Source organism: Aeromonas sp. 82P (genome assembly GCF_051919365.1).
Taxonomy (GTDB): Bacteria; Pseudomonadota; Gammaproteobacteria; order Enterobacterales; family Aeromonadaceae; genus Aeromonas; species Aeromonas veronii.
In genome coordinates, this window is sequence record NZ_JBQBEV010000001.1 from 2,424,302 (window position 1) to 2,450,156 (window position 25,855).

20 protein-coding genes and 1 tRNA gene are annotated in these 25,855 nt (G+C 58.3%); 2 read left to right on the plus strand and 19 right to left on the minus strand.

The genetic code is table 11. The features are described from left to right. Window positions 1–69: 69 nt before the first annotated feature. The 19 genes from hypE to ACTG2S_RS11210 all read right to left on the minus strand — a co-directional run bounded on the left by hypE (window position 70) and on the right by ACTG2S_RS11210 (window position 22,706). On the minus strand, window positions 70–1,074 hold the full coding sequence (gene hypE, locus ACTG2S_RS11120) for a hydrogenase expression/formation protein HypE (RefSeq protein WP_274161557.1): 1,005 nt from the start codon (window positions 1,072–1,074) through the stop codon (window positions 70–72). Further along, window positions 1,071–2,183: a hydrogenase formation protein HypD gene (gene hypD, locus ACTG2S_RS11125; protein ID WP_274161556.1), complete on the minus strand. Its 1,113-nt coding sequence runs from the start codon at window positions 2,181–2,183 to the stop codon at window positions 1,071–1,073. The genes hypE and hypD overlap by 4 nt, the downstream gene beginning before the upstream one ends. Beyond that, window positions 2,177–2,428 (minus strand): HypC/HybG/HupF family hydrogenase formation chaperone, encoded by a 252-nt coding sequence (locus tag ACTG2S_RS11130; protein WP_040065728.1) that lies wholly within the window; start codon window positions 2,426–2,428, stop codon window positions 2,177–2,179. The genes hypD and ACTG2S_RS11130 overlap by 7 nt, the downstream gene beginning before the upstream one ends. 5 nt (window positions 2,429–2,433) lie before the next feature. After that, entirely contained in the window at window positions 2,434–4,860 is a 2,427-nt protein-coding gene (gene hypF / locus ACTG2S_RS11135; RefSeq protein WP_274161555.1) for a carbamoyltransferase HypF, read from the minus strand. Further along, entirely contained in the window at window positions 4,857–6,740 is a 1,884-nt protein-coding gene (gene selB, locus ACTG2S_RS11140) for a selenocysteine-specific translation elongation factor (RefSeq protein ID WP_274161554.1), read from the minus strand. The genes hypF and selB overlap by 4 nt, the downstream gene beginning before the upstream one ends. Window positions 6,741–6,744: 4 nt before the next feature. Further along, window positions 6,745–8,223 (minus strand): L-seryl-tRNA(Sec) selenium transferase, encoded by a 1,479-nt coding sequence (gene selA, locus ACTG2S_RS11145; RefSeq protein WP_274161553.1) that lies wholly within the window; start codon window positions 8,221–8,223, stop codon window positions 6,745–6,747. A 314-nt stretch (window positions 8,224–8,537) separates the two neighbouring features. Next, window positions 8,538–8,629, minus strand: a tRNA-Sec gene (locus tag ACTG2S_RS11150). A gap of 213 nt (window positions 8,630–8,842) precedes the next feature. Further along, window positions 8,843–9,334 (minus strand): hydrogenase maturation peptidase HycI, encoded by a 492-nt coding sequence (gene hycI, locus ACTG2S_RS11155; protein WP_274161552.1) that lies wholly within the window; start codon window positions 9,332–9,334, stop codon window positions 8,843–8,845. Further along, on the minus strand, window positions 9,334–9,747 hold the full coding sequence (locus ACTG2S_RS11160; protein WP_108613205.1) for a formate hydrogenlyase maturation HycH family protein: 414 nt from the start codon (window positions 9,745–9,747) through the stop codon (window positions 9,334–9,336). Before ACTG2S_RS11160 ends, hycI begins: the two co-directional genes overlap by 1 nt. Further along, window positions 9,740–10,555 carry an NADH-quinone oxidoreductase subunit B family protein gene (locus ACTG2S_RS11165; protein ID WP_274161551.1) on the minus strand — a complete coding sequence of 272 codons (816 nt, stop codon included), beginning with the start codon at window positions 10,553–10,555 and terminating at the stop codon, window positions 9,740–9,742. The genes ACTG2S_RS11160 and ACTG2S_RS11165 overlap by 8 nt, the downstream gene beginning before the upstream one ends. Further along, window positions 10,552–11,100 (minus strand): formate hydrogenlyase complex iron-sulfur subunit, encoded by a 549-nt coding sequence (locus ACTG2S_RS11170; protein ID WP_439982518.1) that lies wholly within the window; start codon window positions 11,098–11,100, stop codon window positions 10,552–10,554. The genes ACTG2S_RS11165 and ACTG2S_RS11170 overlap by 4 nt, the downstream gene beginning before the upstream one ends. A 9-nt stretch (window positions 11,101–11,109) precedes the next feature. Continuing rightward, the gene (locus ACTG2S_RS11175) at window positions 11,110–12,828 is read right to left on the minus strand and encodes a hydrogenase large subunit (protein ID WP_439982519.1); all 1,719 of its coding nucleotides are present in this window, start codon (window positions 12,826–12,828) and stop codon (window positions 11,110–11,112) included. 80 nt (window positions 12,829–12,908) lie between these two features. Next, window positions 12,909–13,862 carry a respiratory chain complex I subunit 1 family protein gene (locus tag ACTG2S_RS11180; RefSeq protein WP_439982520.1) on the minus strand — a complete coding sequence of 318 codons (954 nt, stop codon included), beginning with the start codon at window positions 13,860–13,862 and terminating at the stop codon, window positions 12,909–12,911. Between the two features lies 1 nt (window position 13,863). Then, the gene (gene hyfB, locus ACTG2S_RS11185; protein WP_439982522.1) at window positions 13,864–15,735 is read right to left on the minus strand and encodes a hydrogenase 4 subunit B; all 1,872 of its coding nucleotides are present in this window, start codon (window positions 15,733–15,735) and stop codon (window positions 13,864–13,866) included. Continuing rightward, window positions 15,735–16,400: a 4Fe-4S dicluster domain-containing protein gene (locus tag ACTG2S_RS11190; RefSeq protein ID WP_439982523.1), complete on the minus strand. Its 666-nt coding sequence runs from the start codon at window positions 16,398–16,400 to the stop codon at window positions 15,735–15,737. The genes hyfB and ACTG2S_RS11190 overlap by 1 nt, the downstream gene beginning before the upstream one ends. A 597-nt stretch (window positions 16,401–16,997) precedes the next feature. Continuing rightward, window positions 16,998–18,866, minus strand: coding sequence for a low affinity potassium transporter Kup (gene kup / locus ACTG2S_RS11195; RefSeq protein ID WP_104014706.1), 1,869 nt, complete (start codon window positions 18,864–18,866; stop codon window positions 16,998–17,000). 576 nt (window positions 18,867–19,442) lie between these two features. Continuing rightward, entirely contained in the window at window positions 19,443–21,179 is a 1,737-nt protein-coding gene (locus ACTG2S_RS11200) for an ATP-dependent nuclease (protein ID WP_376901103.1), read from the minus strand. 112 nt (window positions 21,180–21,291) lie between these two features. Further along, window positions 21,292–22,326 (minus strand): restriction endonuclease, encoded by a 1,035-nt coding sequence (locus ACTG2S_RS11205; RefSeq protein WP_376901102.1) that lies wholly within the window; start codon window positions 22,324–22,326, stop codon window positions 21,292–21,294. 233 nt (window positions 22,327–22,559) lie between these two features. Further along, the gene (locus tag ACTG2S_RS11210) at window positions 22,560–22,706 is read right to left on the minus strand and encodes a hypothetical protein (RefSeq protein WP_376901101.1); all 147 of its coding nucleotides are present in this window, start codon (window positions 22,704–22,706) and stop codon (window positions 22,560–22,562) included. 157 nt (window positions 22,707–22,863) lie between these two features. Here ACTG2S_RS11210 and ACTG2S_RS11215 point away from each other — a divergent pair, with 157 nt between their 5' ends. Together ACTG2S_RS11215 and fdhF are read left to right on the plus strand one after the other, a co-directional pair. Then, complete coding sequence (locus tag ACTG2S_RS11215) at window positions 22,864–23,463, plus strand: 4Fe-4S dicluster domain-containing protein (RefSeq protein WP_005333302.1); 600 nt, start codon at window positions 22,864–22,866, stop codon at window positions 23,461–23,463. A 46-nt stretch (window positions 23,464–23,509) separates the two neighbouring features. Then, on the plus strand, window positions 23,510–25,654 hold the full coding sequence (gene fdhF, locus ACTG2S_RS11220) for a formate dehydrogenase subunit alpha (protein WP_080771385.1): 2,145 nt from the start codon (window positions 23,510–23,512) through the stop codon (window positions 25,652–25,654). Window positions 25,655–25,855 lie beyond the last annotated feature (201 nt).

Genomic DNA, 25,855 nt, shown 5'->3' on the forward strand with positions numbered 1-25,855 from the left:
GGTGGCTCCTTAACCGATATGGGGAGGAGCAGTGACTCCTCCCTGTAATTGACGGAACGGCATGGCCGATCAACAGATCCGCGGAAGCAGCTCCCCTTGCGGCAGCTCCAGATAACGGCGACTGCCCCAGGGGTTATTGAGGATCACCTTGTGGCGATCGCTTGCCTGCACCACGCCGATCTGACTGGCTGCGGGGTTGAATTGCCGCAAGATGCCCAGCGCGTCCTGCGCCTGTTCGGCTGGCAGGGCCAGCACCATGGTCCCCTCGTTGGCGAGATCATGGGGCTCGAAGCCGTAGAGCTCGCACAGGCCACGCACCGGATCGCAGACCGGAATGGCGGACTCTTCCAGCTCGATGGCCACCTGGGAGGCGGGGCTCCACTCGTTGAGCACGGCGGCGAGGCCACCACGGGTGGCATCGCGCAGGGCGTGAGGGGTAATGCCGGCCTGCAGCAGCGCTTCTACCTGCGGCCAGAGGGTGGTGCAGTCGCTCTTGAGATCCGACCCCAGTTGCAGGGCGTCGCGGGCCATCAGGATGCAGGCGCCATGGCTGCCGATATCCCGCGACACCAGAATGGCATCACCGGCCTTGAGGTTGCGTACCGAGATGCCCCGGCTCTGTTTGGGCAGCGGGAAGGTGCCGACCCCGCTGGTGTTGATAAAGATCTTGTCGGCCGCCCCCTTGGGCACCACCTTGGTGTCGCCGCAGACAATGCGGGCACCGCTGTTGGCAAGCTCTGCTGCCATCGACTCGACGATGCGGGCCAGATCGGCGTAGGGGAAGCCCTCCTCGATGATAAAGCTGCAGCTCAGATACTCTGGTTTGGCCCCCATCATGGCGAGATCGTTGACCGTGCCGGCGATAGCCAGCTTGCCGATATCGCCCCCCTCGAAGAAGAGCGGCGAGACGGTAAAGCTGTCGGTGGTGAAGGCGACGGGGCCGTTTACCGGCAGCAGGGCGGCATCTTCACCGCGCAGCAGGATCTCGTTGCCAAAGTGGCGAAAGAAGAGCTGATTGATCAGCTGATTCATCTCGACGCCACCGCCGCCGTGGCTTAACTGAATTTCTCTCATTGGATCCCCATATATCGGTAGTAGGCATTGCAGGCCCCTTCGGAGCTGACCATGCAGCTGCCCATGGGCTGGGTCGGGGTGCAGCCCCGGCCAAAGACGTTGCACTGGTTCGGTTTGGCCAGGCCGCGCAGGATATCGGCGCACTGGCACGCCTTGTGGTCATCGATGGGAGTCTGATTGAGCGCGAAGTGGCGCTCCGCGTCGCGCTTGGAAAAGGCATCGCGCAGGCGCAGGGCGGAGGCGTTGATATCGCCGAGGCCTCGCCAGCGAAAGTGCTCGCGGGTCTCGAAAAAGCGCTCGACCAGCCGCTGGGCGGCTTTATTGCCGCTGGCGGTGACGGCGCGGCTGTACTGCACCTCCAGCGCGTAGCGACCCTCCACCTTCTGGCGCACCATCATCAAGAGCGCCTCCATCACATCCACCGGTTCGAAGCCGCTCACCACCACAGGCACCTGATAGCGATCGACGATGGGCAGGTAGATATCAGCACCGGTGATGACGCTGACGTGGGAGGGGCCGATAAAGGCGTTCACCTTGGCCACCCCATCGGCCATCACCGCATGAATGGCGGGGGGCACCAGCACATGGTTGATATGAAACAGTAGATTCTCGACCCCTTGCTCTTCAGCCGCAGCCAGCAAGGCGGCGGTCATCGGGGTGGAGGTCTCGAAACCGATGGCGAAGAAGACCACGGTTTTGTCCGGGTTCTCATGGGCGATACGCAGGGCGTCGAGGGGGTCGTAGACCGGGCGGATATCGCTCCCCTTGGCGCGCTGCTGGGCCAACGTGCCTTTGGAGCCCGGCACCCGGATCATGTCACCCAGAGTGACCAGAATGACGTTGGGTTGGCGGGCCAGCTCGATGGCCTGATCGATGCGCTCCTTCGGCATGATGCAGACCGGGCAGCCGGGGCCGTGGACGAACTCGATACTGGCCGGCAGCAACTGGTGCAGGCCGTACTTCATGATGGTGTGGGTATGGCCGCCGCACACCTCCATCACCCGCAGCGGTTCGGGGAGTAATTTGGCTAGTTCGGTGATCTGGGTTGCGAGGGCACGGATCACCTCGGGCTGGCGAAAGCCCTGAAACAGGTCATTCAAGGTCAGCATGGCAAGATATCCTGCTTGGGCATCAGGGCCACCATCTGGCGGAAGCTCTCGAGGCTGGCCTGCGCCTCCTCTTCGTCAATCTTGCTCATCACAAAGCCGATATGGAGCAGCACATAGTCGCCCACCTGGAGGGGCTCCTCGAGCAGCATGCAGCTGACGCGCCGCTGCACCCCCAGGGTGTCGACGGTGACGCAGTTATCTTCAGGGTGCAGCTGCACCACCTGAGAGGGGATGGATAGACACATGGATTTCAGGACTCCGACAAGGTGGCACAACCGGTTGTGACAGGCTGGTGCGTGGCAAGATGGTGGATGGCAAACCAGAGCTGACCGGCGGCGATGCCACCGTCATTGAGCGGCAGGGTTTCGCTGGTCAATACCTGCCGGCCGGCCGCTTCGAGAGCGGGCACCAGCTGGTCCATCAGCACCCGGTTTTGAAAAACGCCGCCTCCAAGCGCCACCGGATAGCCGGGGAAGCGCTCGGCAAGGGCGATAACCAGATTGCTGATGGCGCGGATAAAACCGGCGGCCAGGCTGGCGGTTGAGGTGCCTTTGCGCCGCTCGCTGACAAGTGTATTGATGAGCTCGGCCCACTCGATCTGCAGTGGCCCCTCTGCTGATTGGCTGAGATCAAAGGCGAGGGGGAAGGGCTGTTCATCGGGAGCCAGCTGCAAGGCTGCCGCCTCCAGCAATAGCCCCGCTTCGCCCTCGTAATCCGGGGTATCGATCACCCCCAAGAGCGCCGCCACCGCATCGAACAGCCGACCGATGGAGCTGGTGTAAGGGGCGTTGCGACCAAGGTTCCAGAGCTGGTGCAGGTTGCTGATCCGCTCTATAGGCAGTTTGTTGATCAACGGAATATCGAGGGTACTGATCTGCTCCACGTCATATGACTCAAACAGCAGCCCCAGCAGTTGGCGCACCGGCTCGCGAATGGCCGCCTCGCCGCCGATCAGCTTGAAGGGGGCAAGGTGGGCAACCCGCTCAAATCCCTGAACGTCTGCGATCAGCAGCTCGCAGCCCCAGAGGGTGCCGTCATCGCCAAGGCCGGTGCCATCGAAGGCAACCCCCAGCACCGGGCCCGTGATGTCGTGCTCGGCCATCACCCCCAGCAGGTGGGCGTGATGGTGTTGCACCTCGAGGTGGGTGGCACCCTGATCCTGGCAATAGCCCTTGGCCCACTGATGGCTGAGGTAGCCCGGGTGGCGATCCGAGACCAGCAGTTCTGGCTTGAGATCGTAGAGTTCGCGAAAGGTGGTCAGGGTCTGCTCGAAGTGCTCCTGCATCGGCAGGCTGTGCAGATCGCCGATATAGGGGCTGTAGATGCGCTGGCGACCGAAGGCGAGCGCCAGCTGGTTCTTCTGCTGCGCCCCGACCGCCAAGAGCGGCACCTTGACCGCCTCTTGCAAGCTGGGAGTGCAGGGGGCATAGCCCCGGGCCAGCCGCAACGTCTGGCGCCGCCCGCCTGCCCACTGCACCAGACTGTCGTCGCACGGGTGCAGGATGGGGCGGTTGTGATCCAGGATGCCATCAATCTCGCGGCCGAGTTCCCTTACCACCGCCTCACACTCGATAAGGATCGGGCTGCCGCGACCATTGGCGCTGGTGGCCACCAGCGGCATGGCGCAGGCATCCAGCAGCAACTGGTGCAGCGGGGTATAGGGGAGCATGATGCCAAGGTAGGGGATGCCGGGGGCGATCCCCTCGGCCAGCGGCGCAGTTGTCAGTCGGGATTCTGAGAGCCGATCATCGTTAATGCGCTTGCGCAGCAAGGTGATGGGTCTGGCCTGAGAGGTGAGCAGCTTCCACTCTGCCTCGCTGCCGGTGACATGCAATTTGGCCTCGGCAAGGGAGCCCATCATCACCGCCAGCGGCTTGCGTGCGCGCCGCTTGAGCGTTCGCAATCTGGCCACACTCTGTTCATTGCGGGCATCACACATCAGGTGATAACCCCCCATCCCCTTGACCGCAATCAGCGCCCCCGCTTGCAGGACGCGGGCCGCCGCTTGCAGCGCATCCTCGCGCTCGGCCAGCGCATCGCCGCTGCCATTTCGCCAGCTGAGATGGGGCCCGCACTCGGGGCAGCTCACCGGCTGGGCGTGGTAACGTCTGTCCAGCGGGTTTTCATAGGCCGCCGCGCAGCGCGGGCACATGGCAAAGCCTGCCATGGCGGTATGGGATCTGTCGTAGGGGAGGCTGCGGATGATGGTGTAGCGCGGGCCGCAGTGGGTGCAGTTGGTAAAGGGGTAGCGATGGTGGCGATCTGCGGGGTTGGCCACATCGTTGGCGCACGCCTCGCACATCCCCTGATCTGGCGAGATGGCGACCGTGGCTGCGCTCTGCTGCTGGCTGGCCTTGATATGAAAGGTGCCGTTGTAGTCGGGATCCGGATCTTGGGGCAATACCCGCTCGCTGAAGTGATCGATGCGGCTCAGCGGCGGTGCCAATTCCCGCAGTTCGCGGGCAAAGCTGGCCAGTTGCTCGGGCGAGCCTTCAGCGCCGATAGTGACGCCGTTGGCATCGTTCAACACATAACCGGCAAGACTGTGGCGCAGGGCCAGCCCATAGACGAAGGGGCGAAAGCCGACCCCCTGTACGATGCCGTCGATATGAAATTCGCGGCGCAGCCGGTTAGCCACAGGATTGGCAGAGCCAGAGGGGGCGATGGTGGCGCTCATGCCGGCTCCATCTCATCTTGAGTCTGCGGCAGACGCAGCACCCGGCGCTCGTTCTCCTCGCGCCGCACCCAGCCATCCATCTCCATGCGCAGGCAGAACGGAATGGCGTATTTGCGCGACAAGCCGGTGATCTCCTTGAGGGATGCCATGTCGATCAGATCTCCCACCTGCTGGCCCGCCAGCACGGCGGCGACCATCTGGTTGTAAAGCTCGGCGTCGTAGTAGATGGGGCCATCGAGCTGCACCAGATACTTGAGTCGTGCCAGATTGCGCAGCTGCTTTTGCAACGCGCCTTTTTGTTGCAAGCCCTGCTGCAGGGCCGCGGGCAGTTTGCGGGTGATAAAGGGATCCAGCTCCACGCCGCCGGGGCCCAGTTTACCGGGCTCGTAACCCTCCTTGCCTTGATCTCGCACCACCTTGAGCACCAGCTGTGCCTCTTCCCCCAGATCATCTTCCGACTCGCCACTGCCCGGTTGCCACTTGTCATGGTGCAGACGAATGAGCTGCTCGCTTTTGAGCTGCTGGAGCAGGGCCTGAGTGACCGGCAGGGCGATGCCAAAGCGGGTTGCCAGCTCGGAGGCGCTGAGCGGTTCGCTGGCCAATGTAGCGAGCAGCTGACCGCGGCTCTGAGCCAGCCAGTAGTTATCCAGCAGCCACTCACCGAGGGGGGTGACCTGCTCTGGCTGCTGGTCAAAGCGGCTGGCCAGCACATAGCCGTTGAGCCCCAGTTGTAGGGTGGCCGGGTTGTAGTGTTCGAGCTCATCTGGCAGCTCACCCAGTAGGGCGTGCAGCGCCTTGCGTCTGGCGGGATGGATGTCGCCGCACCAGACGATGCGGGCGCCGTGCAGCAGTTCGCTGCTGCCGTGGCGAATGATGGCGAGCGGTTGGCCAAAGAAGCAGGGGATGGGGCTGGCAAAGATCAGCCGTGCCAGCCGGGTATCCTTGATGGGCACGAAACGGGCGCGGCCATGCCAGCTGCCAAGGGCCACCTCCACTTCCTGCGTGCGTAGCGCCTTGCTGCTCAGACTTTCGGCGTTGAGTCGCACAATCAGGTGAGTTGCCGCCTCACACTGGCCGACAGTGCTGGTAAGGCAGTGACCGCGGGCCACCTCCTTGTGAGGCACTTTTTTCAGGCCCACCGCCACCCGACAGACGGCGCCAATCTCGTCGACGCTCTGGTGATAGGCCTGCAGGGAGCGAACCTGCACCTCCCGATCGGCGGGGTAGAGGCGCAGCTTGTCCCCCACCTTGAGGCAGCCCTGCTGCAAGGTGCCGGTAAGCACGGTGCCGGTGCCATTGGCGGTAAAGACCCGGTCTACATAGAGGCGCGGGGCGGCCTGTTCGCGGAGAGCATGATGCTCGGCCATATCCCCCAACTGGCGCACGATGGCGGTGTGCAGGGCAGCCATATTGGCGCCGGTTTTGGCGCTGACGCTGACGATGTCGGGCACCATGCCGCTCTCGTCCATTACCCGCTCCAGCAGGCTCTCCTCCAACAGCAAAAGCTCGTCGGGGGAGACCAGATCGCACTTGTTGATGCAGACCAGGAGGCGCGGCACCCCCATCGCCTTGAGCAGGCGCAGGTGATCGCCGGTCATCGGCATCCACCCCTCGTCGGCGGCAATCACCAGCAGCACCAGATCCAGACTCCAGAGCCCCGCCACCATGTTGCGGATATAGCGCTCGTGGCCGGGCACGTCGATGACGCCGATGGTGTTGCCCTGACCGTCGTCGAAGTGGGCAAAGCCGAGATCCTGGGTCATGCCGATGGCCTGCTCGTGGGCGCGGGCGGTGGTGATGCCGGTAAGGGCCTTGATCAGCAGGGTCTTGCCGTGATCCACGTGGCCGGCAAGGCCGATAACGGCGCGATAGGGGGTCATGGGATCAGGGCTCCTCGGTCGCATTTGTTGCATTGAACGGGGTGGGCAGCAGCAATTCCCTGAGTTGGGCGATCAGCAGCTCCATCTCGGTCGGCAGCAGAGTGGCCATATTGAGCAGTACCTTCTGCTGGCGCACGGTGGCGATGACAGGGACGGGCAGTTCGCGCAGAGCATCGAGCAGCTGCTGGGCCGGACGCGGGTCGGTGCACTCGAGCGCGGGCGCCGGGTAGAACTCGTCCGGCAATGTGCCGCCACCTACCACCAGCTGGGCGGGGACCGGCACAAAGCAGCCGGGCAGGGCGGCCATCAGCTGATGGGCTCTCGCCTGCATGGCGGCCGGGTTGCTCAAGGTGCGCTGTGCAATGCCCTCACCGATGGGAGATTTGTTGAGTTTGTGGATGAGCAGGCGTTCGAGCAGGGAGTAGACGATACGGCTCGGGCGGAAGGTGCGCATCATGGGGTGCTTTTCCAGCCGCTTGATAAGATCGCTACGGCCGCTGATGATGCCCGATTGCGGGCCCCCCAAGAGCTTGTCGCCTGAGTAGCAGACCAGATCCGCCCCCGCCTTGATGTACTGACGCACCGAGGTTTCATCCGGCGCAAACTCTTCGCATGTCAAGCCGGAGCCCTGATCCACCGCCAGCACTACATGTTCGGGCAGGGCGCGGGCCACCTCGCCGATATCGGGGGATTCGGTAAAGCCGCGAATGGCGAAATTGGATCTGTGCACCATCAGCACCAGCGCGGTCTGATCGGTGATGGCATCGAGGTAATCTTTGGCGGTAGTGATATTGGTGGTGCCCACCTCCACCAGTTTGGCGCCGGAGAGCGCCAGAATGTCGGGAATGCGAAAGCCGCCGCCAATCTGGATCTGCTCGCCGCGGGAGACAATCACCTCGCGCCCCTTGGCCACTTCTTGCAGTAGCAAAAAGAGCGAGGCGGCGTTGTTGTTGACCACCAGCGAATCCTCGGCCTGGGTGAGGCAACGGAGCAGGGGAGCGATCAGCCCCTTGCGTCCGCCGCGCTTGCCGGTGGCGAGATCCAGCTCCAGATTGTTGTAGCCGGTGTTGAGGTCACGCACCTCGTCCCACAGCTCGTGACTTAATGGCGAGCGCCCCAAATTGGTATGCACCAGGGTGCCGGTGGCGTTGATCACCCGGGTTTGACGCTGGCGCAACTGCTGTCGGCAGCGTTTGGCAATCAGCGCCTCGATCTGCTCGGGGGCGACGCCATGCTGGCGAAAATCTTCGCTCTGGCGCAGCTCGCTCAGGGTCTCGCGCACCGCCTGAGTCACCAGCGGGCGGCTCAGCGTCTCGATAAACCCGGCGAGAAAGGGTTGCTGCAGCAGCTGTTCCACTTGGGGCAGACGGCGCGTTTGTTGCTGGCTGGGCAGTTGCTGTGAATCTGGCTGTGAATCGTCGGCAGCCGTACCTGATGCGGGCTGGCGATGGGGGATGGCTGGCGCGTGAGACGAGTTCGGCATGGGATTACCAGTGCAGTGCGTGGGTTCTGGATGCGCACCGGTTTGCCGATAGAGAGGCCGAGCTGACGGGTTATGGCAGTGCTGGCGATTTGCGGATGACTGCAAACTGGGTGCATCAATGAGCGGGTATAAATTAATGCTGCATCGATGCTGATAAATTAATTTTTGGCCAGCGAGATAACCTGAGTTCGGATTATATTGGCAAGCGGCAAGCACCTTTTTTAAGGTATTACTTCAAACATATTGAACAAGCGATGAAAATAATATTCAGGCCGACAAACTCAGCGAGAGAGTATTTGTTCAATAGGTAAATTTGGCGGAAGAGGCAGGAATCGAACCTGCCAGAGCCTTCTCGGCTCACATCGGTTTTGAAGACCGAGGAGGCCACCAGACCCCATCAACTTCCGTAACGGTCGCCATTTTGTGGCAAATTTCTGTGACTGGCAACGCTTTTTTTGTCATAAAAAATCGAGAGTTATCGGTTTTTTGAAAAAATCAAAGAACCTTGTTTTATATCAAGTTCAGCACAATTAGCCCGATGTTTTTAATTTAACATCGGGCCTCGATCACATTGCCGGAACCGTCGGTCAATAACGGTCGTTAACAACTCGATAAATAATCACCTCTTGGAATTGTCAATATTCCACTGATCCAGTTTATCTATTAACAGACTGGTATCCTTGGCGGCATCAAGGTGCTGATAAAGATAATCCATCGCCTCGCTCACCATCTCGGTCATCGGGAAAGAGAACGCCACGATGGCCGGTTGTACCCCGACAAAGATCACCTCGGGGACAAAGGTCTTGAGCTCGTCGATCAGGAAATTGAGCGGCATATTGTGGGTCGAGAAGATAAACATCTCGGCGATGGTCTCGGGGGGGATCACCTGCAGGGTTCCCGCCTTCTCGCCGATCTCGGCGGCATCCACCAGCACCACCCGCTCCGGTTGCAGCTCCCGCACCTTGTAGACCACATTTTCCGGCGCGATACCGCCGTCGATATGGATCCAGCCGGGCAGGGGGGCGGCTTGCAGTTTGTCGGCAAGATAGGGGCCGGCACCGTCGTCCCCCATCATGGCATTGCCCACGGTCAACACGAGATTGCAGCCCATCAGCGGCTCCTTACCATCAGGTACATATGGGGGTCGTTAAAGAGGGCGGTGAGCTGATCCATAAAGGTGTTGGTCCAGCCCAGCTCCTGCTCATCGAGCACGCCTTCGGCTTTGCGCAGTCGGTCGAAGGCGCAGGCCAGCATATGGCAGTGCTCGCGATAGATGGTGATCTCGCCAAAGGTGAGAAATCCCTCCATCTTGCGGCGCGCTTCACTTCCCTCTGGCAGCTTGGCTACCCAGTCGCGATAACCGATCAGCGAGCAGACCAGGTCTGCTCGCAGGCAATCGACGATGCCGAGGTGGTGGCCGATGGCGAGGCTGTAGTACATCACCTCTTTAGCTTCCTCGGGGACGTCGAACTGCTCGTCGACGAACTTGCGCGACAGGCGATAGAAGAAAACCTCGTCAGCCATGCACCGCCTCTCCCTTGCCGGCCGCCCGGTTGAGGCAGGCGTTTGCGAGGTTGTTGACGATCTCCGAGAGGCGCGGATCGTCGTGCTGATCGAGGTAGCTCTGGATGCGCAGATCCACATCCTGCTGGGTCGCCCCTTCGAGCAGGGCCATGAACTCGTCGGCGATGATCCGCCCCTGACGGTAACCGGCCATGCGGCGCGCTTCGCGTTCGATCATCACCCGAATTTCGTTGGGGATGCCGGTGTGGCGCAGCTCGACCCGCTCACCCTGTTGCACCTCGTGGCTGGTAGCTTTGAGTTTTTGTTCCAGCAGACCGAGCGCCACCGCAAAGCCGTAGATGGTGGCGGCGGGAGTAGGCGGGCAGCCGGGGATATAGACATCCACCGGCACGATCTTGTCGGTGCCGCCCCAGACGCAGTAGAGGTCGTGGAAGATGCCACCGTCACAGCCACAGGCACCGTAGGCGATGCAGATCTTGGGATCGGGCGCCGCCTCGTAGGCGCGCAGGGCGGGTACCCGCATCGCCCGCGTCACCGCGCCGGTAAAGAGCAGGATGTCGGCGTGGCGGGGGGAGGCGACCACCTTGATGCCGAAACGCTCGGCATCGAACAGCGGGGTGATGGTGGCGAAGATCTCGATCTCGCAGGCGTTGCAGCCGCCGCAATCGACCCGATAGACATAGGCCGAGCGGCGAATGTCTTTGAGCAGGGTCTTCTTGAGTTTGGTGATCTCGGGATCCTGTGCCAGCGGCACGGCGCGGGTATGGGCATGGCCGACAACCGGTTCTATGCCTTTGATCTTGCTCATAACATCCACTCCTGTTGTGTGGCTATCGGTGTGATCAGGGCCGAGTCAGGCTGGCTCAGCATGCTCTGTTTTCGTTTGCAGTCGGGGCAGTGGTGCAGCCGCTCCGGGGTGGCCAGCGGTGTGCCCGCCTGCTTGAGGGTATCCTCCACCAGCGCCACCAGCTTGCTTGGGGCAAAGTAGGTGCCGCACAGGGTGCAGGGGGCCAGCGCGAAGCGGGCCTCCTCATAGAGATCCGCCTTGTTGGTTACCGCCAGTTCGAACTCGGGGGAGAGGGCGATGGCGCGGGTCGGGCAGACCTCCTCGCAGCGGCCGCAGAAGATGCAGCGCGCCATGGAGATCTCCCAGCGCCGTTCACCGGTCTCCATGTCCACTTCCATTACCAGCGCATTGGCCGGGCAGGCCTTGGTGCAGGCGGCGCAGGCGATGCACTGATCCGCCTGATATTTCGGTTTGCCGCGAAAATCCCGATTCACCTCGTAAGGGGCGAAGGGGTACTTGGCGGTCGGGGTGCCAGCCTTGAGGATGGTCTTGAACAGCTTGATCATGATGACCCCTTATTTCAGCGGAGAGTTTTTGCGATCGATGCCGTAGCGCTCGATCTCCTTGTAGGAGACCACGGTGGATTTGCCCTTCTTGGGGTCGACCAGGGTGACCCGGTCGGTACAGGAGTAGCAGGGATCCAGACTGCCGATGATGAGCGGCGCGTCTGCCACGGTATTGCCGCGCAGCATGTAACGCAGGGCAGGCCAGTTGGCGTAGGTGGCGGCGCGGCAGCGCCAGCGGAACAGCTTCTGGTTATCTCCCGTCATGCTCCAGTGGACGTTCTCGCCGCGGGGCGCCTCGGTAAAGCCCAGCGCAAACTTGCCCGGCTGGTAGGTGAAGCCTTCGGTGAGCAGTGGCCCTTCCGGCAGGTGCTCCAGGCCGAACTCAATCATGTCGAGGGAGTCGTAGAGCTCGTGGATGCGCACCAGCACCCGGGATTGCACGTCGCAACCCGCCTTGGTCTGGATCTCCATCGGCAGCTCGCGGTAGCCGGCAAAGTCGTGGACCCGGCGCACGTCCCGCTTGAAGCCACTCGCCCGCACCATGGGGCCGACGCAGCTGAAATCGCGGGCAATTTGCGGCTCGAGCTTGCCGATACCGATGAGGCGGGAGGAGATGTTGGCGGTATCCAGCAGCATGGCCACCAGGGGTTTGAGCTCATCACGGAGCTCCCGCACCAGCTGGGCACCCTTGATGCGATCTTCCTTGAAGATATCGCGGCGTACCCCGCCAATCAGGTTGAGGCCGTAGGTCTTGCGGGCGCCGGTGAGCAGCTCGGCCAGGGTCATGGATTTCTCCCGCACCCGGAAGAACTGCATAAAGCCGGTGTCGAAACCGGTGAAGTGGCTCGACAGGCCGATGTTGAGGATATGGCTGTGCAGGCGCTCCACCTCCAGCAGCACGGCGCGGATCATCTTGGCCCGCTCCGGCACCGGAATACCCATGGCGTTCTCTACCGAGGTGGTGTAGGCGACGCTGTGGGTAAAACCGCAGATGCCGCAGACCCGGTCGGTCAGAAACGCCACTTCGTTATAGCCCATGCGGGTTTCCGCCAGCTTCTCCATGCCCCGATGGACATAGAAGAGGCGGTAGTCGGCATCGATGATGTCTTCCCCATCGACGAACAGACGAAAGTGGCCCGGTTCATCCGAGGTGATGTGCAGCGGGCCGACCGGCACGATGCGGTTGGCATCATAGCCGAGTTCGTTGACGAAGGGGTAGGTCTCGGTGTCAGTGGTGGGCATAGGGCGCTGGCGATAATCCATGGCGTCCTTGCGTAGCGGGTGGATATCCTCCGGCCAGTCGTCAGGCAGCACCAGACGGCGTTCGTCCGGCAGGCCGATGGCGCGCAGGCCGTACATGTCGCGGATCTCCCGCTCGCCCCACACCGCCGCCGGAATGGTCGGGGTGATGGAGGGGTACTCCTGGGTATCGGCATCCACCAGCACCTTGACGGTGATCCAGCACTTGGTGTCGCCCTCCATGGAGAAGACGTGGTAGACGGCGAAGTGGCCGTTGAGGCTGCGCTCGTCATTGGCAAAGGAGAGCGGAAGCCAGCCCCCCAGCTGATGGAAGATCAGGCTGGCAGTTTCGACCAGACTGGTGGGCTTGACGGTGATGGTGGCCTGATCGGCGGTTTGCCACTCCTCGTCGACGATGGCGTGGGGCAGTTGTGCTCGCACCTGCTGGATGTAGTCGCAGCCGATGCGATCCGAAATGGCGATGGTCATGCAGTTCTCACTTTAATGTTCGGGAATGAGCATTCACAAATGATGAAATCGGAAAAAGTTGCTGTGCTGGCGGGCATGGTTCAGATCCCGACCAGATAGGCGAGCAGCGCCAGCAGGGCCAGCCCCAAGCCGTAGCGGGTGAGCCTGTGGGTGCGCACGAACTGGGTACGGGCCATGGCGTTTTCGATGATGCCGGCCAGCAAAAAGGCCACCAGCAGCTTGCAGACGAGGATCAGCGCTGCGCCGATGAGCGCAGGCAGACTCCAGTTGGCCGCCTTGCCAAAGGGGAGGAAAATCACCAGAAAGAGCTGCACCACCACCAGTTGCTTGAGGCCGATGGAGAGCTTGAGCAGGGCGAGGCCCGCACCGGAATACTCGGTAAGCGGCCCCTCCTGCAGCTCCTGCTCGGCTTCGGCGCAGTCAAAGGGCAGCTTGCCCATCTCGACAAACACCGCGAAGGCGCAGGCGGCACCGGCCAGCAGGGTGGCGATGGGGGCGGCCAGTGGCTGGGTCGCCACATAGCTGCTGATATTGCCCAGATCCGAGCTGCCCACCATCATCGCCATGATGAAGCAGGCGAGCACCAGAATGGGTTCCACCAGAATGCCGAGGGTCAGTTCGCGGCGGGCACCGATCCCTGCAAACATGCTGCCGCTGTCGAGCCCCGAGAGGGAGAAGAAGAAGCGGAAGATGGCGAACAGATAGATGTCGGTGATGAGATCTCCGGCGATGGGGAAGGGGGACTCGTGAGTCAGGGTCGGCAGCGCCATCCCTACCAGCAAGAGGGCGGCGATGAGCAGCGCAGGCATCAGGTTGAAGATGATGCCGGCAGGCTCGGGGGCCACCTCCTGACGGCGCAGGAGCTTGGCAATATCCCGGTAATCTTGCAGCAGGCCCGGCCCTTGGCGGGAGTGCATCTTGGCCCGCAGCACCCGGTTAAAACCGGTGGCGAGCGGCGCCAGCGCCAGCATGGCAATGGCCTGGGTCAGGGCGAGGGCAACCATGCCCCAGCTCGGCATTTCAAGAACAGGCATATCAGACTCCTACAGCCATCAGGATAAAGAGCGCCAGCACAACGCCGTGCAGCAGCCAGCCGGTCGTCCCGCTGGTATCGCTCAGCCCGTGCAGGGCGCTGGCCAGATCGAGCTGCGGCTGCTTGCGATAGAGCGGCGCGCAGAGTTGGCGCAAGGTGTGGGTGACACCGCCAGAGGTGAGGCTCATGCGCTCCTCATAGGCGTAACCACAGGCCCACGGGGTGCCAGCGTGACGACGACCCAGCTTGGGCCCCTTGAAGATGGCCAGTACCAGCAGCGGAATGAGGAACAGACCCAGCAAGGTGATGGCGATAACGGGCGGGGAGAGGATCGCTTGTGAGCTGTCGAGCGGCAGCAGGGTGGCGCCAGTGGCCACGTTCATTTGGCCGCTTACCAAGGCTTGGCCATAGCTGGCGATATGGGGGGCAATCCAGGGGGCGCCCAGACCCAGCACCAGACAGACAGCAGCCAGCAGCAGGGTGCCTGCCACCATGGCGCCCGGCACTTCGCGGGCGTGGCTAGCTTTTTCGCTGCGCGGGGCGCCGCAGAAGCAGATGCCATACACCTTGACGAAACACATCACCGCCATGGCACCGGTCACCGCCAGCATCACCACCGCGAGCGGCGCAACGACAGAGGTGCCGAGCTTGGTCATGGAGAGCAGGGATTGGTAGATAAACCACTCGCTGACAAAGCCGTTGAGCGGCGGCAGCGCCGAGATGGCCATGGCACCGATGAGGAACGCCAGCGCAGTCCAGGGCATCAGCTTGGCCAGCCCACCCATCTTGTCCATGTCACGGGTGTGCAGGCGGAACATCACAGAGCCGGTGCCCATAAAGAGCAGGCTCTTGAAGATGGCGTGGTTGAGCAGGTGATAGAGGGCGCCGAGCAGCCCCAGCACCACCAGCGCTGGCTGCTGGCTGGCGATGCCGAGCATGCCGATCCCCATCCCCATCAGGATGATGCCGATGTTCTCCACCGTGTGGTAGGCGAGCAGCCGCTTGAGGTCGTGCTCGGCCAGCGCAAACAGCACCCCGAGCACCGCTGAACAGGCACCAAAGATCAGCACCACATAGCCCCACCAGAGCTGGCTGGCGCCGAGAAAATCGATGCTGACTCGCAAGATGCCAAAGAGACCCAGCTTCACCATCACACCTGACATCAGCGCCGAGATATGGGACGGCGCAACGGGCTCGGCCACCGGCAGCCAGCCGTGCAGCGGCACGAAACCGGCGCGCAGGCCAAAGCCGCAGAAGCTGAGCAGGAACACCAGCGAGGCCAATGCGCCCGCCAGATGGTGCTCGCGCAGCGCGGCAAACTCCAGCGAGCCGCTTTCGCGGCAGAGCAGCCAGAAGGCGACAAGCACCAGCGCCATGCCGATATGGTTCATCACCAAGTAGAGACGGCTCTGTTTGGCAGCATCCGGGTTGGTTTTGACCAGCCAGTAGGTGGTGAGGGTCACCAGCTCGTAGCAGAGCAAGAAACCGAGTGCGTTGTCGGCCAGCACCATGCCCACCATGGCAAAGAGGAAGAGGTTCATCAGCGCGCCGATGGCCACATCCCCCTTGCCCTGATATTCGCGGATATAGGCAAAGGAGTAGAGGGCGACGGCGACGCCGACGGTGCTAATCACCAGCAGCATCAGCGCGGCCAGCATGTCGAGATGAACCGAGCCCAGCAGCCAGAGCTGGCCGTCGACGGGGGCGCCCTGGGCAAAGATCTGGATGGCGGCGACCAGACCCGCGAGCGAGCCCAGCAGGGCAAAACCGCTGTTGAGACGGTTGGCCAATGCGGGCAGCTTTTGCAGCAGCAAACCGGCGGCAGCGCCCAGCAAAAAGAGCAGGAGCGTGGCCATAACAAGGGGGGACAACATCAGCGGGCTCCCTCTGTGGTGGATAAATCGGAGGCAGGGAGCATCGTGGCAGGCGCCGAGAAGGCGGAGGCCCCTTGCGGGTTGGTGTCGGCCGCTTGCTGGCGACGGATACGGGCGGCGCGTTCGGTGTCGCCGTCATTGACCAGCTTCAGTGCCTGGGAGGGGCAGGCACCGACACAGGCCGGACCGTCGGTGCGGAACTCGCACAGGTCGCACTTGACCGCGATGCTGCGCACCCCCGGCTCCCAGCTCAGCAGATCCTCACCAAAGCAGCGCAGGCCGGCTGAGGTGGAGGGGTTGCTGGAGCGGATGGAGCAGGGGATATAGGTGTCGTAACTGGTGGCCACGGCCACCGGACGGCTGCCGCCGCTCTGGATAGCGCCAAAGGGGCAGGCCACGGCGCAGAGATTGCAGCCGATGCAGAGCGACTCGTTGAGTTGCACGCAATCGCCGGTCTGGCGAATTGCCTCGACCGGGCACACCTTGATGCAGGGGGCATCGTCACAGTGACGGCACTGAACCGGCATGGTCGCCTGCTCGTGTCGCATAACGGTTAAACGGGGGGCTTGCTGCAAACCTTGCGCCTTGTGTACCTCGCTGCAGGCCGCCATACAGGTGCCACAGCCGATACAAAGCTTGGGGTCAGCGATAACGAAGCGGTTCATAGCCTACCTTGTCGTGTCGCGAACGGAGAAAGTAGGGGCAGGTTGGCAAGATACGGGCCAGATTGGTTTTTGCAGCGAAATTGGTTTTAAGTGGCTGTTTTTAAATAAATAAAAATCCTCATGTAGTTGAGTGAACGCGCTGATGTGGCTGTCGAACTGTGACGTTCGTCACTTGTGACGAAGCCGCTGGGAGGGTTCGTCACCTTGGAAAACGCAGCATAAGTAGGGTGCAATGAACGCAGTGAATTGCACCTCTCCGACATATGTTCGTGGTGCACGGCGCTGCGCTTGTTGCACCCTACGGTGGGATGTCTGAGGGGGCGATGTGGTTTGCTCCCTTCTCCCCTTGCGGGAGAAGGGCTGGGGATGAGGGGGGAGGTCAGCCATATGTTCGCGGTGCACGGCGCTGCGCTTGTTGCACCCTACGGTGGGATGTCTGTGGGGGGCTATGTGGTTTGCCCCCTTCTCCCCTCGCGGGAGAAGGGTTGGGGATGAGGGGGCCGGTAACTGAGTTAACGGAAACAAGAGAGGGAGGCCAATGCCTCCCTCTCTATTTGCTGAGGTTTTCTATGCCAATAAGAGGCCATCAACCCGCCATCAGATATCCACCTGGGAACCCAGCTCGATGACCCGGTTGGGCGGGATCTCGAATTGATCCGGGGCGCGCAGGGCGTTGCGCTGCAGCAGCATAAAGAGCTTGCCGCGCAGATAGAGATACCAGGGGCGGTCTTTCATGATGAGTGACTCGTGGGCCATAAAGAACGAGGTCTCCATCATCCGGCAGCTCAGCCCCTCGGCGTTGCAGCGGTGGAAGATCTCCTCCACGTTCGGGGTCTCGCGCCAGCCATAGCTTGCCACCACCCGCCAGAAGGTGGGGGAGAGCTGCTCGATGCAGACCCGGCGCACATTGTGGACGTAGGGCACATCCTCCACCCGCAGGGTGAGCAGGATGATCCGCTCGTGCAGCACCTTGTTGTGCTTGAGGTTGTGCAGCAGCGCATGGGGGATCACGTTGACCACCCGCGACATATAGACCGCAGTACCGGCCACCCGGGTCGGCGGGGATTTTTCCAGCGAGGCGATCATCGGCTCAAGGGAGTTGCCGTGCTCGTTCAGGCGGCGAATAAGCTGGAAACGCTCGCTCTTCCAGCTGGTCATCACGGTGAACATCACCGCGCCCAGGGTGAGCGGCAGCCAGCCACCGGAGAAGATCTTGGCGAGGTTGGCGGCAAACAGCGGTACGTCGATACAGAGCAGTGCGGCAAACAGGATGGCCACCAGATACTTGTTCCAGTGCCAGCTGTTCTTGGCCACCGAGCAGGAGAGGATGGAGGTGAGCACCATGGTGCCGGTCACCGCGATGCCGTAGGCCGCCGCCAGATTGCTGGAGTGCTCGAAGCTCATGATGACGATTACCACCGAGATATAGAGCATCCAGTTGATGACCGGAATATAGATCTGGCCGGACTCCTGCTCGGAGGTGTGAACGATGCGAATGGGGGAGAGATAACCGAGCCGCACTGCCTGACGGGTCAGCGAAAAGACCCCGGAGATCACCGCCTGCGAGGCGATCACCGTCGCCATGGTTGCCAGCAGCAGCAGCGGCACCAGCGCCCATTTCGGCGCGAGCAGGAAGAAGGGGTTGGCAATGGCGGCGGGGTTACTCAGCAGCAGCGCCCCCTGACCGAAGTAGTTGAGTACCAGCGACGGCAACACCACGATAAACCAGGCGAGGCGAATTGGATTCTTGCCAAAGTGGCCCATATCCGCGTAGAGCGCCTCCACCCCGGTGATGGCCAGCACCACGGCGCCGAGGGCAAAGAAGGAGGTGGTCTGGTACTGGACAAAGAAGCGCACCGCCCAGATGGGGTTGAGCGCACCCAGCACCTCGGGGTTGTGGATGATGCCGCGCAGCCCCAGCACCGCCAGCGTCATAAACCAGATCAGCATGATGGGGGCAAACAGCTTGCCCACCATGGCGGTGCCATGTTTCTGGATGGCGAACAGCAGGGTCAGCACCAGCACCGAAAGAGTGACGATATAGGGGTCGAGGGCGGGGGTGAGAATGCTCAGACCCTCGATGGCCGACATCACCGACATCGCCGGGGTGATCACCACCTCGCCATAGAAGAAGCTGCCGCCAATCAGGCCGAGGATGATCAGCAGCGGCGTCCAGCGGGTGGAGGCGTTGCGGGTCGCCAGCGACATCAGGGTGAGAATGCCGCCCTCGCCGGCGTTGTCGGCCCGCATGACAAAGGAGAGGTACTTGACCGACACCACCAGGATCAGCAGCCAGAAGATCAGCGAGAGAAAGCCGAGAATGGAGGCTGGCTCGACGCCGAACCCGAATTGACCTGACAGGCACTCGCGCAAGGTATAGAGCGGGCTGGTGCCGATATCGCCATAGACTACGCCAATCGCCGCCAGCATGACGCCGGACATGGCTTGTTGTTTATCACAGTTCATGAGTTCATCTTGTCAGTTTGATGTTTACACGTTTGCCACAGCAGATCGCCCCGAACACATCAGGTATGTGTGGATACAACATCGGGGGGAAATCAAAGGATTGCGATGGGAAGGGAGCTAATCGGATATAAAGATGCGTTTCATGGGACACAGTCTGTTCATCTGTCGTTAAGCTTATAATGACACACACTCCGCGGGTTCATGCTCAGGTATAAATAATCAAAACGTCCTTTTGAGTAAGGTTATTAATTGGCCGTTGATTGAAATATTCCCCCGCTCTGCGGGCAACCGTTTGTTTTATCTGAGGAAGTGCTTTGGCCACTATTTTTTACCGGGTTGAGTGAAAAATAGACGATAAAGTAGTGACTAATTAATTGCTGGCAGGATGAGAAAGGGGAAGTTGTTGGATAGCAATAGAGTCTTTATTTGGAAGGGAAAAATGTAGGGTGCAATGAACGAAGTGAATTGCACCGCTAATTAAAAATGCAAGAGGTGCAATGCGCTGCGCTTATTGCACCCTACTATGCTTGTGATTATTTTATGTTTAATATTGAAATGGCCGATGGCTTAAAGGTGTTATCGTAGCCATTTTATCAATGCATCAACGCTATTAAAATCAGCACAAGAATTTTTTATTCCAATATCTGTGTTGTCGATGCTGGATTTAAATCTAGCCCATTCATTTTCATTTTTAGAACGAAGGCCAAGGTGTGATTCTATAGCTCCACGCTTCCAGAGCCAAATGTTTTTCTCTAATAGCCTATCGTGTAATGAATTAATGGCGCCATGAGAGCTTGGATCTTCCGCCATAATGGCGCAATGCTTTGCATTAGGTATTTCACCTTTCATTTCAATTTTCTTTTCACTCTGAAGTTTTTTCAATATTTCATTTAAGATGATTAGAGCTTCGTCATCACGGCTGATATGTCCGTTGTGAATTGCACCTTTAAATACATAGTCTAAATCCACTATACCTTTAGAAGGTAAGTCCATTTCATGCAATATTCGCATTGTTTTACCAATATTATCGACCGATCCTGTTTCAATTAACGCAATATTATGTTGGCCAAGTGTTTTATTTGTGATTTTTTGATATATAGAAGGCAGCAATCTTAATTCTGTCTTACCTTCGGTTAGAATAACTGCGTTTGCAAATAAAATTTGGGTGGATTGACTTAGGGAAAATAGATGGCCGGCTTGAGCTGCTGCATCTGGAACTGCAATGCTAAGGGCTTCACGTAGTGGTGTTCGGATATGCGTGCCTAATTCACCTGATTTTCTAACAAATAATGTATGCTGTGCACGATCAGCTGTAATCATTTGAGCTGAATGAGTGGTATAAATTACTTGATATCCATGCAAAGATAATTGATAGAGAGCCTCTCTAACCTGTTCAATAGCAAATGGATGTAAATAAAGTTCTGGTTCATCAATCAATAATAGAGTTGTTGTTGGGGAGTCTGAGCTTTGCTTAATCTCGGCAAGGTGTTGTATTAACGCCATCTGAACTGATCTTTGAGCACCATGGCCATATGATGCAATATCTCGTCCGTCTAATTTATTCTCATAGACTTTTACTGTCCCTGCGTTAAATATATCTTCAAAATCAGGAACGTCAAAATGTAGTTTTAAACTGATTCCAGGAAATAGATTTTCAATTTTGTCATTTATGGATTTATCAATTTCTGCTAATTCATCTAACCGTCTTTCCCCATCCGCACTCATCCTTCTTCTTATTGCATTTAAATTTCGATTAACGACTTTCGAATGTTGTTCATTAAGTGCAGAGCAAAATTCTTTTAAAAGTTTACCTATAGTTGAAGTGCTTTTTGCTTTTCCTGCATCTTCAGAAGCATTTTCCATTGCGCCAACTTTAATTGGCTCCGGAAATAGACATTTGATTGCATTCCATATTCCACGAGGATTGTTTTTAAACTCGCCTGACTCGAAATTGAAAATCTCCAATAATAAATCAGCTTTTTTTGTTGCACCAGTAGGCTGGGTTCTTTTTATTATAGCAACGCCATCTTGAATGTATGGCTGTAAAGATGCTCGATGCTCCTCACTGAGTCGTAGAATTATCTCTTCGGAGATGCCACATATTTTACCTTCAACAATAATATCTGTATCAATATTATTGTAATCCTCACTAGATAGTACTCTTTCTTTTACTAGCCATTCTAATGCAGAGAGAATATTTGATTTGCCAGCGTTATTATAACCTACCAATGGTGTATAGGGGGTCAATGTTATATCAAGGCTTTTACAAGATTTGTAGTTTGTAATCGAAAGTTTTTCAATATAATGAGACATTTATTCTTATCCTGAAATGATTTATGTGATAACGATGTTTAATTGCACAATAACTGCACATATGAATTTTTATTATGGTACCGTTGCTCGGCACTGTATCTATAGCTCTTAACTATCGAGGTAGCCTTAGTAGAAAATCATCTGCAATTTCAAAGAGAAGATCAGAAGGATCTTCGCCTTGCTCTTTCATTTTGAGCATCTCGCTTACCTTTTCATCATTTAATACAAGCATTAATTTACCATGTTCTCTCATTGCGCCCTGCATCATGGTAATCGCATTCTGATCTGCTCCGACTCGAGTGATAATAAATGCCACGCGTCTAAGTCCTCGTTCTAATAAGTACTTCTCTGTTGTAAGCACTTGTCCTTGCTTTATTTTCCCAGAATAGTTTTTAAACTCAAAAAGAACATATCGACTATCAAGGTGATCAATGACAAATTTCCAAAATTCAGTCGTAGGCTTTACACGACATACATAGTCATATCGATGAAGCCCATCATCCGTTCTTTTTTGAGAATGCCACCCATGAAGATCATTTGAAAACAGGTATCTAAGTATTTTGTCACATATTTTTTCATATGCAGACCAACTGGTCTTTCCTTTTTTTATAAGACCTAGTTCTTGTATTAGGGTAGTCCCTCTAGTATCTAATGCCTGTGGCTTGGTGAGGCTAAGGGAGTTAAGAGTAAGAGGTGATTTCGAATTCTTATTTACAGGTTTTACATCTAAAGATTCGTAAGGTGTGGATTCTAATATAGTACCTAACTCTTCGGCCAGAGATGGATTGTTTTTGCACCATGATTTTAAATCTACTCGGTCGATTAGAGTAATATTAAACTTATCTTGGATAATAACTCTTAGTTCTGATGGTATAATACAAGAAACAACTAGCATGCCTTTCTGGACTTGCGCAGAAGCACCATTTATAGCTAGCCGACTAGCTGCTGCATCAATAAGCGAGTATTGAGCTCGAGCAGTACGATAAAATTTTACTTCAATAGCCCAGTCTTCATTTTTATAGCGAGCTAACAAGTCAAAACCATTATCTCCCCTAACATCATTTTTTATAGCTATAAAATCATTTTCTTCTAAAATCTTTACAACTAGCTGTTCAAATAATTGCCACGTTCTTGTTGGTCGAATCATATGCTAAATATAACCTGTTTTAATTTTACTCTGGCGTTAAAAAATTGTGTGTGACAGCCAGTAACCCTAATCACTCTGTAAGCTAGTCACAGTCTGCTGTTCTGAGTTGAGGAGTACTTTGTGCTTCTGTATGGAAAAAACTCAACGGAGCTGGTTGCCAACTGAAGCATGCTATCCAATCGGGTAGGGGGTAAAAAGGGCAATCGGCGCATAATCTGTCCGAGATCAATAAATTAGTCATTGATTGGTTGTTGTTTGTTCGCTTGAGCTGAAAGGGCAGGGTGATAGCCTTTGTCAGCCGGTGTCGAGCTCGTCACTTTTGTCGTGTCGATCACACTTCCCACCCCGTCGTCACCCTCATCAGTATCGGTAAACAGCACGCTGCTCTTGCTGATTACTCCTTTATTTTCAGATGGTTGTGAATTTTTATCGCACCCTTGGCCCGTTTTGGTCTGATAAATGCTTTGTGGGGGGCTGGCCGCCTCTTTGCCTGTCGGCGGGCGGCCCGGTGTAACGAACCATTTAGGATCCCTCTCTATGAACAGCTTCGTGATTGCAGATCCCAGTCTCTGTATTGGGTGTCGTACCTGTGAGGTGGCCTGCGCCGTTTCACACCAGTCAGGGTCTTGCAGCGGGACCCTTGAGCGGGAGGGCGGCCTGCATCTTGCCATCGAGGATGGACATCTGGTCTCCAGGGACAGCTACTTTCAGCCGCGCCTGAAGGTGATCGTGGGCAGCAAGGTGACCACGCCGGTGCTCTGTCGCCAGTGTGAAGACAAGCCGTGCGCCATGGCCTGCCCGAACAATGCCATCGTCAGTGAGGATGGTTGCGTCAAGGTGTTGCAGGAGCGCTGCATCGGCTGCAAGTCCTGCGTAGTGGCCTGTCCTTACGGCGCCATGGCGGTGGTGCTCAAAGAGGTGGCACCCGCTGCCGATTCGCTCTTCAAGCGTCCGCAGACCAAGGCGCAGGCGCTCAAGTGCGATCTCTGCCGTCACCGCGAGGCGGGCCCGGCCTGTGTCGAGGTGTGTCCGACCCAGGCGCTGCGGCTGGTCACGCCGGAGCATCTTGAAACCCTGAACCGGCAGAAGCAGCTGGCCAGTGCCGAGGCACTGCTGGCGATGCCGGCGCGGGTGTGAGCGGGCTTGCCGAGCCGTTTTTCGTTAACAAACAAGAGTGTGAGTCATGAAAAAAGTCATTACCGTGTGCCCCTATTGCGGCACCGGTTGCAAAATCAACCTGCTGGTTGAAAACGACAAGGTGGTGGGGGCCGAAGGCGCCAACGGCCGGACCAACGAGGGGCAGCTCTGCCTCAAGGGCTATTACGGTTGGGATTTTTTGAACGACACCAACCTGCTGACCCCCCGTCTCAAGAGCCCGATGATCCGCCGCGAGCGCGGTGGCAAGTTCGAGGCGGTCTCCTGGGATGAGGCGATCGAGTTCGCCAGCAGCCGTCTCTCTGCCATCAAGGCGAAATATGGCCCGGACGCCATCATGACCACCGGCTCTGCCCGTGGCCCCGGCAATGAAGCCAACTATGTGATGCAGAAATTTGCCCGTGCAGTGATTGGGACGAACAACGTCGACCACTGCGCGAGGGTGTGACACGCACCCTCAGTCTCCGGTCTGGAGACAACTGTAGGCAACGGCGCCATGAGCAACGCCATTCCCGAAATTCAAGAGACCAAGTGCCTGCTGGTGTTTGGTTACAACGCTGCTGACTCTCACCCCATCGTCGCTCGCCATATCCTCAAGGCGAAGGCAAACGGGGCCAAGGTGATTGTGTGTGATCCCCGTATGGTGGAGACCGCCCGCATCGCCGATCAGTGGCTGCCGCTCAAAAACGGTTCCAACATGGCGCTGGTTAACGCCTTCGCCAACGTGTTGATCAATGAAGGGCTCTACAACAAGGCATTTGTCGCCAACTACACCGAAGGGTTCGAGACCTTCAAGGCGACAGTGGCCAAGTACACCCCGGAATATGTGGAGGGGATCACCGGCCTGAAAGCCGCCGATATCCGCGCCGCCATTCGCACCTACGCCGAGTCGCCTGCTTCCATGATCCTGTGGGGCATGGGGGTGACCCAGTACGGTCAGGCAGTGGACGTGGTCAAGGGGCTGGCGGGTCTGGCGCTGCTGACCGGCAACTTTGGTCGCCGCGGCACCGGCTGCGGGCCGGTACGTGGTCAGAACAACGTGCAGGGCACCTGTGATATGGGGATGCTGCCCCACCAGTTCCCGGGTTATCAGTCGGTGGCCGATCCCGCCATCAGCGCCAAGTTTGCCAAGGCGTGGGGCGTGGCGTCGCTCTCCCAGAAACCGGGATACCGCCTGACCGAGCTTGGCCACAAGGTGGAGGAGGGCAAGTGCAAGGCCTTCTACATCTTCGGTGAAGATCCGGCTCAGACCGAAGCTGACTTGGGTCAGTTCCGCCGCACTCTGGCGGGGATGGAGCTGGTGATCGTGCAGGATATCTTCATGACCCAGACTGCCGAGATGGCCGACGTCATTCTGCCCGCCACCAGCTGGGGCGAGCACGAAGGGGTCTACAGCTCGGCAGATCGCGGCTTCCAGCGCTTCTACAAGGCGGTGACGCCCCCTGAGAACGTGAAACCGGACTGGGCCATCTTCTCGTTGATGGCGACCGCCATGGGTTATCCCATGGAGTACCACAACACCGAAGAGATCTGGGACGAGATGCGTGCGCTCTGCCCGCTCTACGCCGGGGTCAGCTACGACAAGATGGCCGATCTCAAGAGCGTGCAGTGGCCCTGTCCGACCGAGGATCACCCGGGCACCAGCACCCTGTTCGAGGGGAATGTGTTCACCACCCCGAGCGGCAAGGGTCAGCTGATTGCCTCCGAGTGGCGGCCGCCGCTGGAGCAGCCCTGTGCCGAGTACCCGCTGGTGCTCTCCACCGTGCGCGAGGTGGGTCACTACTCCTGCCGCTCCATGACCGGCAACTGCTCGGCGCTGCAAACCCTGGCCGATGAGCCGGGTTATGTGCAGATCCACCCGAGCGATGCCAAAAAGCTTGGGGTGAAGGATCAGGCGCTGGTCTGGATCTCGTCGCGCCGTGGCAAGGTGATCACCCGGGCCAACTACAACGACCGGGTCAACGCCGGGGTGGTCTACATGACCTACCAGTGGTGGATCGGGGCCTGCAACGAGCTCACCATCGAGCACGTCGATCCCGTCTCCCACACGCCGGAGTACAAGTACTGCGCGGTGAAGATCGAGCGAATCGACAATCAGCCTGAGGCGGAAGTGTACGTCCAGACTGAATACAGCGCGCTCAAGGCGAAATTGCGCAGCGCAGCCAAAGGCTGACCCGCCCTAAAAAAGGACGTTCTGCACAAATAAGGGAACCCGACTCGGATTTATCGAGTCGGGCACCCTTTTATTACCCAAAAACAGGGGATAAATGATGCAACATGAAATTGGTCGCTTATTCGGAATTTTCTATATTGGTACCTATCTGGCGGCGATATTGCTGGGAATAGGTTGCTATATTTGGCGCGACGAGATGAT

Excerpts from the sequence above, each read along its gene's own strand:
- hypE (WP_274161557.1), bottom strand. The coding sequence starts at position 1,074 with ATGAGAGAAATTCAGTTAAGCCACGGCGGCGGTGGCGTCGAGATGAAT.
- hypD (WP_274161556.1), bottom strand. The coding sequence starts at position 2,183 with ATGCTGACCTTGAATGACCTGTTTCAGGGCTTTCGCCAGCCCGAGGTG.
- ACTG2S_RS11130 (WP_040065728.1), bottom strand. The coding sequence starts at position 2,428 with ATGTGTCTATCCATCCCCTCTCAGGTGGTGCAGCTGCACCCTGAAGAT.
- hypF (WP_274161555.1), bottom strand. The coding sequence starts at position 4,860 with ATGAGCGCCACCATCGCCCCCTCTGGCTCTGCCAATCCTGTGGCTAAC.
- selB (WP_274161554.1), bottom strand. The coding sequence starts at position 6,740 with ATGACCCCCTATCGCGCCGTTATCGGCCTTGCCGGCCACGTGGATCAC.
- selA (WP_274161553.1), bottom strand. The coding sequence starts at position 8,223 with ATGCCGAACTCGTCTCACGCGCCAGCCATCCCCCATCGCCAGCCCGCA.
- hycI (WP_274161552.1), bottom strand. The coding sequence starts at position 9,334 with ATGGGCTGCAATCTCGTGTTGACCGTGGGCAATGCCATGATGGGGGAC.
- ACTG2S_RS11160 (WP_108613205.1), bottom strand. The coding sequence starts at position 9,747 with ATGGCTGACGAGGTTTTCTTCTATCGCCTGTCGCGCAAGTTCGTCGAC.
- ACTG2S_RS11165 (WP_274161551.1), bottom strand. The coding sequence starts at position 10,555 with ATGAGCAAGATCAAAGGCATAGAACCGGTTGTCGGCCATGCCCATACC.
- ACTG2S_RS11170 (WP_439982518.1), bottom strand. The coding sequence starts at position 11,100 with ATGATCAAGCTGTTCAAGACCATCCTCAAGGCTGGCACCCCGACCGCC.
- ACTG2S_RS11175 (WP_439982519.1), bottom strand. The coding sequence starts at position 12,828 with ATGACCATCGCCATTTCGGATCGCATCGGCTGCGACTACATCCAGCAG.
- ACTG2S_RS11180 (WP_439982520.1), bottom strand. The coding sequence starts at position 13,862 with ATGCCTGTTCTTGAAATGCCGAGCTGGGGCATGGTTGCCCTCGCCCTG.
- hyfB (WP_439982522.1), bottom strand. The coding sequence starts at position 15,735 with ATGTTGTCCCCCCTTGTTATGGCCACGCTCCTGCTCTTTTTGCTGGGC.
- ACTG2S_RS11190 (WP_439982523.1), bottom strand. The coding sequence starts at position 16,400 with ATGAACCGCTTCGTTATCGCTGACCCCAAGCTTTGTATCGGCTGTGGC.
- kup (WP_104014706.1), bottom strand. The coding sequence starts at position 18,866 with ATGAACTGTGATAAACAACAAGCCATGTCCGGCGTCATGCTGGCGGCG.
- ACTG2S_RS11200 (WP_376901103.1), bottom strand. The coding sequence starts at position 21,179 with ATGTCTCATTATATTGAAAAACTTTCGATTACAAACTACAAATCTTGT.
- ACTG2S_RS11205 (WP_376901102.1), bottom strand. The coding sequence starts at position 22,326 with ATGATTCGACCAACAAGAACGTGGCAATTATTTGAACAGCTAGTTGTA.
- ACTG2S_RS11215 (WP_005333302.1), top strand. The coding sequence starts at position 22,864 with ATGAACAGCTTCGTGATTGCAGATCCCAGTCTCTGTATTGGGTGTCGT.